Origin of the sequence: Maritalea sp. (genome assembly GCF_051251695.1) — a bacterium.
Taxonomy (GTDB): domain Bacteria; phylum Pseudomonadota; class Alphaproteobacteria; order Rhizobiales; family Devosiaceae; genus Maritalea.
Genome location: NZ_JBPOEU010000007.1, coordinates 64,821 through 78,004 on the forward strand (window position 1 = coordinate 64,821; position 13,184 = coordinate 78,004).

Sequence of the window (13,184 nt, forward strand, 5' to 3'; positions counted from 1 at the left end):
GGTTTAAATCTGCATGACCCAGATGGGACATGCAACAAATGTCCTGACTGTTTTAAGCGAGGCATGAGTGACGAAACGCCCTGAAACCCCAATTCTTGATGGCATCACCAGCACGAAAGACGTGCGTGAACTGCCCCGCGAGCAAATCCGACAATTGGCGGACGAAGTGCGCGCGGAAATGATCGATTCTGTTTCGGTAACAGGTGGGCATTTGGGTGCGGGATTGGGAGTTGTAGAACTTTCAGTTGCGCTTCACCATGTCTTCAACACGCCAGACGATAAGATCATCTGGGACGTAGGGCACCAGGCTTACCCCCATAAAATCTTGACCGGACGGCGCGAACAAATGCGCACCTTGCGCAAAGAAAATGGACTTTCAGGCTTCACCAAGCGCAAGGAAAGTGAATACGACCCGTTTGGCGCAGGCCACTCTTCCACTTCAATTTCTGCGGGACTTGGCATGGCTGTTGCCGCTGACCTGAAAAACGAGAAACGCAACATCATCGCCGTTATTGGCGACGGTGCTATGTCCGCTGGCATGGCGTATGAGGCTATGAACAATGCAGGCGCAATGAATGCGCGGCTTATTGTTGTACTCAACGATAACGACATGTCTATCGCGCCACCCACCGGAGCCATGAGCGCCTACCTCGCACGCCTTGTATCAGGCAAAGCCTATCGCTCGATCCGTGAAATCGCGAAGGGCCTAACAGAACATTTGCCGAAATTCGTTTCCGAAAAAGCACGCAAGACCGAAGAATATGCGCGCGGCTTTTGGGCTGGCGGCACCATGTTTGAAGAGCTTGGCTTTTACTATGTCGGTCCAATTGACGGCCACAATTTAGATCATTTGCTGCCCATCCTTGATAATGTGCGCGATGCTGAAACCGGTCCCATTCTTGTTCACATTGTCACCCAAAAAGGCAAGGGGTACGAACACGCAGAAAACGCTGCGGACAAATATCACGGTGTATCCAAATTCAACGTGATCACTGGCGCGCAGTCTAAACCCGTCTCCAATGCCCCGTCTTACACGGGCGTGTTTGCCCAAAGCCTCATTCAAGAAGCCGAACTGGACGAACGTATTGTCGCGGTAAACGCAGCTATGCCTTCGGGCACTGGCCTGGACAAATTTGCCAAGCAATTTGGCGACCGGTGCTTTGACGTTGGTATTGCAGAGCAACATGCAGTTACATTTGCCGCTGGACTTGCCACCGAAGGGCTGAGCCCGTTTTGTGCGATTTACTCGACATTCTTGCAACGGGGGTATGACCAAGTGGTCCACGATGTTGCCATTCAAAACTTGCCGGTACGTTTTGCAATCGACCGGGCTGGATTTGTTGGTGCGGATGGCCCCACCCATGCAGGGGCATTTGACACAGCCTATTTGGGTGCGATCCCCAACATGGTGTTGATGGCACCGGGCGACGAAGCTGAACTTAAGCACATGGTGCGCACTGCTGCAGAATTTGACGAACACCCAATCGCCTTCCGTTACCCACGCGGCGAAGGATCTGGCGTGGAAATGCCAACAAGAGGCAGTTTCCTTGAAATCGGCAAAGGCCGCGTCCTGCGTGAAGGCAACTCAGTTGCGCTATTGTCGTTCGGTGGCCGTCTAAGCGAAACACTTGCAGCTGCGGAAATTTTATCGACCTTTGGCATTTCAGCCACGGTGGCAGATGCTCGTTTTGCAAAGCCGCTTGATGTCGCATTGATTGAACGTTTGGCCAAAGAGCATGAAGTTCTGATCACCATTGAAGAGGGATCAATTGGTGGCTTTGGCAGTTTTGTATTGAACCACCTAGCCTTAAACGGTCTGTTAGATGGCGGCTTAAAGTGCCGTCCAATGTTCATTCCGGATCAACATTTTGATCACGCGTCACAAGATAAAATGTATGTCCAAGCCGGTCTTGATCGCAATGCTATCGCCGCAACGGCCATGCGCGCCATCGGAAACGAAAAAGCCGCCAATCAAGTCCTTGCAGGATTGATCGACGGCTAAATCAAATTCTTGAAGATTTGGATTCGCTTAGAATTAAAGCGCCTCGTCATCTACTGGTGCAGATGGGATCATGCCCAAAGCGTGTTTATAAAGGTCAAGAATGGCTTCATGCTCTTGGCGCTCATGTGATTCTTGTTTGCGCAACTTCACAACTTCACGCAGCACTTTGACATCATAGCCATTGCCTTTAGCCTCGGCATAAACATCACGAATATCTTCAGAGATCGACTTTTTCTCTTCTTCCAAACGCTCAATACGTTCGACAAAGGCGCGTAATTGTTCGCGGGCAACGGTAGACTGTCCCATATCATTTCTCTTTTATGTTTTTGCAAAAATCCGGGCTATATCTTTCGCCCATCATGACCCTTTTTGGCAAGGCCGAATATCGCTCATCCACCACCTGATTGAAGGAAATGGATTTGATGTTTAAATTCCACACAAATTCTGCAATTGATGGTCACAGAACGGTCCAAAATCGACTATAACAAATGACCTTGGCGCAATTAGGTGCGCATTTGGAGTGTCCGGACCTTGTTTTTTATCGACTTTAGTATAACAAAAGCCGCAATGAGATTTGCACCACTGATCCTATTGCTAACCTTGTTTTATGCAACGCCAGCATCAGCCGATCTGCGGATATGCAATCAAAGTCAAAACCCGGTGGCCATTGCCATAGGATTTCGCAGCGAAAAAGGCTGGCAATCTGAAGGCTGGTGGATGGCAGAGCCGGAAAATTGCGCGGTGGTGTTCAATGGTCCATTGAGCGAGCAGCGATCGCAATTTTTCTATATTCACGCCGTTGATGATATCGGCGGAAATCGTTGGGACGGGCGCATTTTTATGTGTACCCGTGATAAGTCCTTCACAATCTTCGGTGAAAAGGATTGTCTAGCCCGCGGTTACGAACGGACCGGCTTCATGGAAGTCGACACCCAGAAAAACAAGGATTGGACTGTTCAATTAACGGACGCCGATCTGCAATAATTGGAGATCCAATGAGACGTCTACGCAAAGTCAAAATTCTCGCAACCCTCGGCCCAGCCTCAAACGACGAAGAAACCATTGAGAAGTTGGCGCGTGCAGGTGCAGACGTTTTCCGCATCAATATGAGCCATGCGAGCCACGAATTGCTCGGCCAAACAATGGACGCCATCCGCAATGTGGAAAAAGCGGTTAAGCGCCCGATTGGCGTGCTTGTCGATTTGCAGGGCCCTAAATTACGGGTCGGTAAATTCAACACAGGCTCCGTTTTGCTCGCTGCAGGCGATGTCATTACGCTGGATACTGATAGTTCTGAGGGAAACAAAACCCGCGTTCACTTGCCTCACCCAGAAATTTTTGAGGCTATCGAAAAAGGGCAAAAACTGCTCATTGATGACGGCAAGCTAGAACTGCGTTGTATTGGTAAAACTGCTGACAAAATTGAATGTGAAGTCGTTCATGGCGGCAAGCTATCTGATCGAAAAGGCGTAAGCCTACCGGACACTTTGTTGGGTGTTGGTGCATTGACCGAAAAAGACCGCGCCGACTTGCTCGCCGCGCTTGAAGTCAATGCTGACTGGATTGCACTCTCTTTCGTTCAACGCCCTGAAGACATCATCGATGTACGCAAAACCGTTCAAGGCCGTGCAGGCATTCTTGCAAAGATCGAAAAACCACAAGCCATCGAACGTCTTGAAGAAATCATCAAACTGTCTGATGCGATCATGATCGCCCGGGGTGACCTTGGTGTTGAAATGCCACTTGAAACGGTGCCAGGCTTGCAAAAACGCATGATCCGGATGGCACGCCAGCAGGGCAAGCCGGTTGTTGTTGCAACCCAAATGCTTGAATCAATGATTACAGCGCCTGTGCCAACAAGAGCCGAAGTTTCTGACGTCGCGACTGCTGTTTATGAAGGCGCTGATGCGGTGATGCTATCAGCTGAATCAGCTGCCGGTGACTTCCCTGTTCAAGCCGTTTCCACCATGAACCGCATCGCAGTAGCTGTGGAACAAGATGGGCTTTATCAAGGCATTATCCGCCGTCAAAATATCGAACCAGATGCAACCGCGGCGGATGCCATTTCGGCTTCTGCAAGACAAGTTGCTGAAACGCTGGATCTTGCGGCAATCGTCACCTATACATCTTCAGGCTCAACCGGTATTCGCGCAGCCCGCGAACGCCCTGAAAAACCCATTGTTGCTCTATCACCAAAATTGGCAACTGTTCGTCGCCTTTCCCTTGTTTGGGGTCTGCACTGTGTACGTACAGACGACGCGGTGAACTTGGATGATGTTGTGGACCGCGCTTGTTCCATCGCTTATCGGGAAGGCTTTGCACGCCCTGGCGATCGCATTGCGATCACCGCAGGGGTTCCGTTAGGTACGCCTGGCGCAACCAACATGCTACGCATCGCGTTTGTCGGCCAAGATGGCGTTGGCTCCTCTTAAGGCCAACAAATTACCGCTACAAATTGCAAATTCAATACCCGTCATTTCTGGCGGGTATTTTTTTGACTTAGTGCTTGACCTGGAGTGAACTCCAGCACCTACAAGTGATCAAGCAAACGAAATGAGAACGTTAAATGTATATCGGCGAACTAGCAAAAACGGGCAATACCAGCATCGATACATTGCGGTATTACGAAAAGATCGGCTTGATCAAAAACGTCCCGCGCGATGCAGGCGGACGTCGCGTATATGATCAGGGCTTTGTTGCATGGGTCGCGTTTATCAAGGTGCTCAAAGCCACAGGCATGCCCCTAAAAGACATGCTCGCTTATGCCGAACACCGTCAAGCAGGACCGCAATCCAATCAACAACGTTGTGCGCTCCTGATCACACACCAAAAGCGCATCCAAAACACAATTGCCGAACAACAAAATTGTTTGGCGTTGGTAAAAGCAAAAGTTGCGGCCTATCAAACCGCGATTGAAAAAAGCACAGACATTCCCATTTCAGCTTGCACTTCTGATCAATTCAAACAGCGAGAAGATGAATGACTGACACAGCACTAGAACGCGGTCGCGCGATCACTAAAACGTTCAACCCAACGTTGGAGAAAACGCTGGCGGAGCGGTATGATGATGACGTACCTGACTTTGCCGAAACCTTAGTCGAATTTGCCTATGGCCGCATTTACGCCCGTGAAGGCTTGGATATGAAAACCCGCCAATTGATCACCGTAGGCGCGCTCACCGCCTTAGGTGGACAAACAGCGCCGCAACTGGAAATCAATATTGAACATGCCCACGCCAATGGCGCATCAAAAACAGAGATTTTTGAAACCATTATGCAAATGGCAATTTATGGAGGCATGCCTGCGGCGATAAATGGAATGAACGTCGCAAAACAATTCTTCGATAAGCAAGACCAACCGGACCAGAACTAGAAACGACAACGCGTCAATCGGTTGAAGAGATAATAAGGGCTTACCTCTCCCACTTGATTGACGCGTTCGCTCTTGAAACTGGGGCGTCGCTTAAAGCGCGTTTTCGCCCACCTCACCCGTGCGGACACGGACAGCAGCTTCAAGATCTAACACAAATATTTTGCCGTCACCGATCTTACCTTCAGTTGCCGCCTCACGGATGGCGTCCATTGTAAGATCTACCTTGCTTTGCGGCACGGCAATTTCCAACTTGAGTTTGGGAACATAAGAAATCTCATATTCAGCACCGCGATAAATTTCAGTATGGCCGCGTTGTCGGCCATAACCGCGCACTTCAGTAACAGTCATGCCAGAAATATCCAGCGCACCGATCGCATCGCGTACATCGTCAAGCTTATGCGGCTTAATTATAGCAATAATGAGTTTCATAAAATTCCCAAACCTAATGCCTATATCCTGTCTCACCATGCACCGTGAGGTCAAGACCTGTTGTTTCTTCCTCGACGCCAACGCGCAGACCAACCACTCGTTTAGTGAGCCAAACGATCGCAACAGTAACGACCAGCGACCAAAGGGCGGTCACCGCCACGCCAAGCACTTGCACGCCAAACTGGCTCATCGCATTCATGCCTTCAGCATAGCCGGATGCACCAGACCCGAACGCCAAGAGAAACGCCAATAAAAGCGTACCCGTAGCGCCGCCAATGCCATGCACCGCAAGCACATCTAGTGAGTCATCAATGTTGAACCGGCTCTTGACCAAATCCACTGCATAAAAACAAATAAGGCCGCCAGCGATGCCAAGCACAACCGCGCCCATCGGGCCAACTGAACCTGAAGCCGGCGTGATGGTGGCGAGCCCGGCAATGGTGCCGGTCACAATACCAACAACGCTTGGCTTACCAAACTTAACCCACTCAATGATCATCCACACAAGTGAAGCGGTAGCAGCCGACAGGTGGGTCACCAAAATGGCCATGGTCGCGTCGCCATTTGCCGCAACGGCGCTGCCACCATTAAAGCCGAACCACCCAACCCATAAAAGCGAAGCGCCAACCATAACCATCCACGGAGCATGTGGTGGACGAACACCGTTCGGAAATCCCTTCCGCGCGCCAAGCATAAAGGCAATAACCGCTGCGGAAACCCCTGCTGTAACATGCACAACAATGCCGCCGGCAAAATCGATGACGCCCAGCTGAGCCAACCAACCGCCGCCCCAAACCCAATGCGTGACAGGCACATAAACCAACATCAACCATACGGCGCTGATCAACAACACAGCAGAGAACTTTATGCGTTCAACAAACGCACCAACCATTAGAGCGGGCGTAATAACCGCAAAGGTCATTTGAAAGATAACCCAAAGACTTTCAGGAATGGTGCCACTAAGGCTGTCTCGCTCCACACCAGCAAGGCCGATCCGACTAAGTCCACCAATAAAAGCATTACCTTCAGTGAAGGCAAGCGAATAGCCAAACATGAACCACAGAATGGACGCGACGCAAGCAATCGCCACACAGTGCATCAACACCGACAAGATATTTTTTGCTTGCACAAGACCTGCATAAAAAAGCGCCAAGCCTGGCATTGTCATGAGTAAAACGAGCGCGGTAGCCGTTAAAATCCAGCTCGTGTCTGCACCATTCATCTTTAACTTCTCCATAAAACACAAAAATGCCCAAATTTTAGGCACTTCACATTATTGCTTATTCTGAGGCAAAAGTCAAAGCTGTTCAATATTTCAGCAATATGCGCAGCGCACGAAAAAGGGCCGGTGAAAACTTCACCGACCCCTAAACTTTTCAAACTGAACTTTGCGACTTAACCCTGACGGGCTTTAAAACGCTTGTTCACTTTGTTGATAATGTAGATACGACCGCGACGGCGAACGACCTTATTGTCGCGATGCCGGGTGCGCAGCGCTTTAATGGAATTTTTGATTTTCATTCCGGTCACCCTTCACATTCATAAAAATAGGCGCCACTGGCGCCGGGAATTCGTTGGAGGTTATTTATGAGCAAACGAGGCACTTGTCAACGCATCTCAGTGTAAAAGCGATAAGTTGGCGCCTTAATTGGCCTAAATACACACCTATCATCCTTTAAAGCAGAAAGGGGGCAATTTTGCCCCCTCATTTATTCATCAAGAATCAGCAACACACCTAGCCGACAAGCAAATCCTCAAGCGGATCATGCTCAGCCACAAAATGGCCGGGCCGAAGTTCTTGCAACTCAGGCACATAATCAAACTGCTCGGCCTTAAGCTTTGACTGCAAGAAACGCAGCTTCGCGGTCGGGTCCATTGGAGAGGGCAACTCGCCCGGGAACCGAATACGCTTACGCGTCCGCTCAATCTTAGGGTCAGGAATAGGCACGGCAGAAATCAACTGCTGTGTATATGGATGTTGTGGATCAAGATAAATCGCATTGCGATCCGCCAGTTCCACAATCCTTCCTAGATAAAGCACCATGATGCGGTGAGAAACTTCACGAACAACAGACAAGTCGTGCGAGATGAACAGTAGGGAAAGCCCAAACTCTTCCTGCAAGTCCATCAGTAACTCGATGATTTGCGCCTGAATGGAAACATCCAACGCCGACACAGCCTCATCACACACAACCAATTTTGGCTCCATGATCATTGCACGGGCAATGCCCACGCGTTGATTCTGACCGCCAGATAGCTCATGCGGATAACGGTTGATCATATTTGCATCAAGACCAACACGTTCCATGATTTTGGCAACACGGGCCTTCATCTGGTCGCGGCTCAAATCAGGACTGAAGGTTTGCAATGGCTCCATAATGCTATCTGAAATGGTCATACGCGGATCAAGGCTTGCAAGAGGGTCTTGGAAGACGATTTGCAAATCTTCGCGTTTGGCCTTCAGGTCCGCTTTGTTTGATGCATCAAGTGGCTTACCAAGCCAACTTACATGACCCTGGGTCGGCGGGATCAATTGCAAAACCGCGCGGGCTAGCGTTGATTTTCCGCAGCCACTTTCGCCCACAATCCCCAATGTTTCGCCAGGCTTCAACTCAAAGCTCACCCCGTCCACTGCCTTAAGCGGCACATTTTGATGCCAAAAACCGGTCGGAACCTTGATGTTGAAATGCACATGTACATCATCAACTTTCAAGAAGTCTTCATCGCGGCCTTTTAGGTCGTACTCTTTAAGCTTACGGTTTGTCGCTTTATCTGGCTGATCAATCCGTGGCATCGCTTCAAGCAGCATTTGAGTATATTCATGTTGTGGATTGTTGAAAACGTCTTCAGCCGTTCCTTCCTCAACATAAATGCCTTCACGCATAACTTGAATACGATCACACATGCGGGCAACAACGCCCATATCGTGGGTGATCAACGCAATCGCTGTGCCGTTCTCGCGCTTCAACTCGTCCATAAGGTCAAGAATTTCAGCTTGTACGGTCACATCCAGAGCAGTGGTTGGTTCATCGGCGATCAACAGATCAGGCGAACACAACATAGACATCGCAATCATCACACGCTGACGCATGCCGCCAGAAAGTTCATGCGGATATTGACGTAGACGCCGGTCAGATTCAGGAATGCGGACCCGGTCCAACCATTCCCGGCACTTTTTCTCAGCAGCGCCGCCACGTTCACCGGTGTGAAGCTGCAACACTTCACTCATCTGTTCAAACACGGTGAGGTGTGGTGTCAAAGAGGTCAATGGATCCTGAAAGATCATTGACATATTACGACCACGCACCTGGTTGAGTTCCTTAGTGGACAATCCCAACAACGACGTGCCGTTGAAAATGATCTCACCTTTAGTGCGCCCATTTTTAGCCAAAAGACCCATGGCAGTCATAAAAGTTTGACTTTTACCTGACCCACTTTCGCCCACAATCCCAAGACATTCACCAGGCTCGATATGCAGACTTACACCCTTAACAGCTCGTACGTCGCCATCTGGGGTGTCGAAGGTCACCTCAAGGTCGTTGACCTCCAAAACATTTCTTTTTTGTTCGCTCACGCTAGAGATCCTTTACTCAAATTGAAGGTCGACAATTGGAAAGTTTGAATATTCATCAACAAATTCTCCTATCGATCTTTCGGATCAAGCGCATCGCGCAAGCCGTCACCAATAAAATAGAAACAGAACAAGCCTACAACGAAGAAGCCAAGCGGAAACCCTAGCTGCCAAGGTGTGCCATATTGAATGGTCTTCGCACCGTCAGAGATCAAGGCACCCCATGATGTAAGTGGCTCTTGCACGCCTAACCCCAAGAACGAGATAAAGCTCTCCGTCAGGATCAAGCCTGGAATGAGAAGTGTCGTATAGACAGCAACAATACCCAGTAGGTTTGGTAGAACATGGCGAAGAATAATTTTAAAACTGCCAACACCAGAGGCGACAGACGCTTCAATATACTCTTTACCTTTAATTGCCAAAGTCTGACCGCGAACGATACGCGCCATGTCCATCCATGCGAACGCGCCCAGCCCTGCAAATAGGAGCCAAAGTGAACGGCCAAACATTACAAACAAGATGATCAAGATAAACATGTAGGGAATCGACATTAGGAAATCGACGAACCGCATCATGTAATTGTCAATGCGACCACCGGCATAACCTGCAACGGCACCATACAGCACACCAATTATCACGGCCACTGCAGTGCCAACCAAACCTACAAGCAGCGAAATCTGTGTACCTTGAAGGGTACGAGCATAAATATCACGACCCAAATCGTCCGTGCCGAAATAGTGTCCTGATTCAATAGAAGGGTAACCTGCTGTCGCAGCGTTCCCGATTACATTCCAATCAATTTCTTCATAAGACCAAGGTGAAATGGCTGGGCCAATAAAGGACCACACCACCATGAAAGTCAAAACGACAACACTAATAACAGCGGCTTTATTTCGCTGAAAACGCTCCCAGGCGTCCTGCAATAACGAACGACCCTCGATCTCTTTGCCAACTGACGTAGCTTCAACTACCCCGGCCATTTTTTCTTTACTTACCAACATAATAGCCCCCTAAGCCAACCGGATTTTTGGATCTAGCCAAGCATAAACTATGTCGGCGATCATGTTGAAAAGGATAGTGAGTGAGCCGAAAATAATCGTTGCACCCATAAGGAGTGAATAGTCACGGTTTGTAGCTGCATCGACAAAATATTGGCCCATGCCACCAGTAGAAAAGTATATATCAATAATAACTGAACCCGTGATCATACCGACAAACGCAGGGCCGAGATATGAAACCACTGGCAACAACGCTGGCTTAATCGCATGTTTCATGATGATGCTCGTCATCGGCAAACCTTTTGCCTTCGCCGTTCGGATGAAATTGGAATGCAAAACCTCCAACATTGATGAGCGTGCAATACGCGCGATAGATGCCATATAGCTTGTGGAAAGCGCAATCACTGGCATTATTATATATTCAATGCCGCCGCCATTCCAGCCGCCACCAGGAAGCCAACCCAGCCAAAGGGTGAAAATAATCACCAAAATTGGGGCCATCACAAAGTTTGGCAAAACTTGCGCGCCGATGGAAATTCCAACCGCTAGATAATCAAGCCAGCTATTATGCTTAATAGCGGCTACAATGCCCAACGGCAGACCGATCGCAACAGCAGCAACAAAAGACCAAAATCCATAAACCAGGGTAACTGAAAAACCCTGTGCCAAAATGCTATTTACCGTCTGATCCTTGTATCGGAAGGAGGGACCAAAATCGAATTTAGTTACAATCCCGGAAACATAGTTCCAAATCTGTATCAACCAAGGTTGATCAAGACCATACTTGGCTTGAATATTAGCCAACACTTGTGGTGGAAGCGGGCGTTCCGAGGTGAACGGACCACCTGGCGCCAATCGCATCAGCACAAACGAAAATAGGATAAGAAATAAAATTGTCGGTATCGCCGACATCATACGTTTAACGATAAAGCTGAACATAGCTTTGACCCTGCTTCCCTTAGCGTGCCTCTTCTATTGTTGCACCTAAGATCAACGAAACGAGCCGCCAAACCGTCAACGATTGAGAGAACATTCACCAAATACTGGAACCCGAATTTATCGGTGATCCAAATAAAGAAGGCACCGCGACAAATAAGTCGCGGCGCCTCCAATTATCAACTGCTATTCAGCAACCTTATAAAGGTCACGGCTATACCAGTTTTGCTCAACGTTACCGAAAGGCCAGCCTTTCAGGTTCGGCTTAAGCATCAACACTGCGGTGTAGTGGTACACAGGGATCACAGGCATTTCTGCAGCCATGATTTGCTCTACACGTGTATAAAGCGGAGTTGTGTCAGAAGATGTTTTCGCTTCTGCCAACGCTTTATCAACTTCGGCGTTTGAATACTTACCATCGTTATAACCTGAATTTGACTGAACAAGATCAAGGAATGTAGATGCTTCGTTGTAGTCACCACACCATGCGCCACGTGCTAGCTGGAAGTCTTGCTTTCCACGAACGTCCAAGAATGTTTTCCATTCCATGTTCGCCAAAATTGCTTCAACACCAAGTTTCTGTTTCCACATTGCAGCCATTGCTGTTGCAATTTTCTTGTGGCCTTCAGAAGTGTTGTAGAGCATGTCGAACTTCAACGGGTTGTCTGCGCCGTAGCCAGCTTCAGCCAAAAGCTCTTTAGCCTTCGCATCACGATCTGCTTGTGTCCAACCAGCATAATCAACGTCAGGAACGTCGAAACCAGCTGTTGCACCAGGCGTAAATGTGTAAGCAGGGAACTGACCAGCTTGAAGCACATTATCCACGATTACGTCACGATCAACCGCATATGACAACGCTTTACGAACGCGAACGTCTTTAAATGCAGGGTTACCTGAATCAGTTAGGTTGAATGTGTAGTAATAGCTACATAGGCGAGGCACAGAATGTGTCTCATCAGGAAGCTCTGCTTCAAGGCGAGGATACTGGCCTGTTGGCACTTCAGTACGATCAAGTTCACCAGCACGGTAACGTGTTAGCGCCACGTTTTCGTCATTGATGACCAATGTCACAACTTTATCAAGAATAGTCTTGTCGTTGTTCCAGTACATTGCGTTGCGTTCGCGTGTAGTACGCTCTTTCAACACCCACTCAGTCAACTTGTAAGCGCCGTTAGAAACCATGTTCTCTGGACGCGTCCACTGATCGCCATGGGCTTCAATAGTTGCTTTGTGTGTTGGGAAAACAGTCGCATGAGTTGTCATCGCCACAAAGTAAGGAAGAGCTTGGCTCAATGTTACTTTAAATGTGTGATCGTCAACAGCTTCGACACCAAGTTCAGATGGGTCTTTGTCGCCGGCCAAAACGTCAGCAACGTTGGCGATTGACATCAATTCCATGTACCAAGCATATGGTGAAGCGGTTGCTGGATCAGCAGCACGACGCCAAGCATAAGCAAAGTCAGCAGCGGTTACTGGATCACCATTTGACCACTTCGCATTGTCACGAAGTTTAAAGGTGTAAACTGTGTTGCCTTCTGAAGCTTCCCAGCTCTCAGCCACGCCTGGAATTGTGTTGCCGTCTGCGTCTTGGTTGGTCAAACCTTCAAACAAGTCACGCAAAATATCTGAACCAGAAACATCTTCGTTCAGCTGCGGATCAAGTGTTGGAATGCCATCAAGCAAACGGTATGTAAAAGTCTGATCCGCGGCCAGCTTTTCGCCGGTCATCGGATGCATTTTGTCTGCAAATGCAGTGCCGCCAGCCATGGCGACCATCAAGGTCGCTGCTGATGCAGCCTTAAAAATTGAGGTAAACTTCATAAACTACTCTCCCTAGTAGACGTTTCCTTCGACCACGACTGCCACTTTTTCGGAC

General features: G+C 48.9%; 13 protein-coding genes. 5 read left to right on the forward strand and 8 right to left on the reverse strand.

Features of this window, described 5'->3' with window-relative positions:
• Positions 1-67 precede the first annotated feature (67 nt).
• A complete protein-coding gene (gene dxs / locus ACSHWX_RS05575; RefSeq protein ID WP_435667204.1) occupies positions 68-2,002 on the forward strand; it encodes a 1-deoxy-D-xylulose-5-phosphate synthase in 1,935 nt (644 codons plus the stop codon).
• Between the two features lie 33 nt (positions 2,003-2,035).
• Here the strand turns inward: dxs and ACSHWX_RS05580 are convergent, their stop codons facing one another.
• Positions 2,036-2,308, reverse strand: coding sequence for a DUF2312 domain-containing protein (locus tag ACSHWX_RS05580; protein WP_435667205.1), 273 nt, complete (start codon positions 2,306-2,308; stop codon positions 2,036-2,038).
• 225 nt (positions 2,309-2,533) lie between these two features.
• On the opposite strand from ACSHWX_RS05580, the gene ACSHWX_RS05585 reads away from it, so the two are divergent.
• From ACSHWX_RS05585 to ACSHWX_RS05600, 4 genes are all read left to right on the forward strand, one after another.
• Entirely contained in the window at positions 2,534-2,986 is a 453-nt protein-coding gene (locus ACSHWX_RS05585) for a DUF1036 domain-containing protein (RefSeq protein WP_435667206.1), read from the forward strand.
• Positions 2,987-2,997: 11 nt separating this feature from the next.
• Complete coding sequence (pyk, locus tag ACSHWX_RS05590; protein ID WP_435667207.1) at positions 2,998-4,434, forward strand: pyruvate kinase; 1,437 nt, start codon at positions 2,998-3,000, stop codon at positions 4,432-4,434.
• Positions 4,435-4,568: 134 nt separating this feature from the next.
• A complete protein-coding gene (locus ACSHWX_RS05595) occupies positions 4,569-4,985 on the forward strand; it encodes a MerR family transcriptional regulator (protein WP_435667208.1) in 417 nt (138 codons plus the stop codon).
• Positions 4,982-5,374: a carboxymuconolactone decarboxylase family protein gene (locus ACSHWX_RS05600; protein ID WP_435667209.1), complete on the forward strand. Its 393-nt coding sequence runs from the start codon at positions 4,982-4,984 to the stop codon at positions 5,372-5,374. The genes ACSHWX_RS05595 and ACSHWX_RS05600 overlap by 4 nt, the downstream gene beginning before the upstream one ends.
• Positions 5,375-5,464: 90 nt before the next feature.
• Here the strand turns inward: ACSHWX_RS05600 and ACSHWX_RS05605 are convergent, their stop codons facing one another.
• The 7 genes from ACSHWX_RS05605 to ACSHWX_RS05635 all read right to left on the reverse strand — a co-directional run bounded on the left by ACSHWX_RS05605 (position 5,465) and on the right by ACSHWX_RS05635 (position 13,129).
• On the reverse strand, positions 5,465-5,803 hold the full coding sequence (locus tag ACSHWX_RS05605; RefSeq protein ID WP_435667210.1) for a P-II family nitrogen regulator: 339 nt from the start codon (positions 5,801-5,803) through the stop codon (positions 5,465-5,467).
• 13 nt (positions 5,804-5,816) lie between these two features.
• Positions 5,817-7,025: an ammonium transporter gene (locus tag ACSHWX_RS05610; protein WP_435667211.1), complete on the reverse strand. Its 1,209-nt coding sequence runs from the start codon at positions 7,023-7,025 to the stop codon at positions 5,817-5,819.
• A 173-nt stretch (positions 7,026-7,198) separates the two neighbouring features.
• The gene (ykgO, locus tag ACSHWX_RS05615) at positions 7,199-7,324 is read right to left on the reverse strand and encodes a type B 50S ribosomal protein L36 (protein ID WP_027835018.1); all 126 of its coding nucleotides are present in this window, start codon (positions 7,322-7,324) and stop codon (positions 7,199-7,201) included.
• A gap of 214 nt (positions 7,325-7,538) precedes the next feature.
• On the reverse strand, positions 7,539-9,377 hold the full coding sequence (locus ACSHWX_RS05620) for an ABC transporter ATP-binding protein (RefSeq protein WP_435667212.1): 1,839 nt from the start codon (positions 9,375-9,377) through the stop codon (positions 7,539-7,541).
• A 68-nt stretch (positions 9,378-9,445) separates the two neighbouring features.
• On the reverse strand, positions 9,446-10,375 hold the full coding sequence (locus tag ACSHWX_RS05625; protein WP_435667213.1) for an ABC transporter permease subunit: 930 nt from the start codon (positions 10,373-10,375) through the stop codon (positions 9,446-9,448).
• A gap of 9 nt (positions 10,376-10,384) precedes the next feature.
• A complete protein-coding gene (gene oppB, locus ACSHWX_RS05630; RefSeq protein ID WP_435667214.1) occupies positions 10,385-11,311 on the reverse strand; it encodes an oligopeptide ABC transporter permease OppB in 927 nt (308 codons plus the stop codon).
• 183 nt (positions 11,312-11,494) lie between these two features.
• A complete protein-coding gene (locus tag ACSHWX_RS05635) occupies positions 11,495-13,129 on the reverse strand; it encodes a peptide ABC transporter substrate-binding protein (protein ID WP_435667215.1) in 1,635 nt (544 codons plus the stop codon).
• Positions 13,130-13,184: the final 55 nt, after the last annotated feature.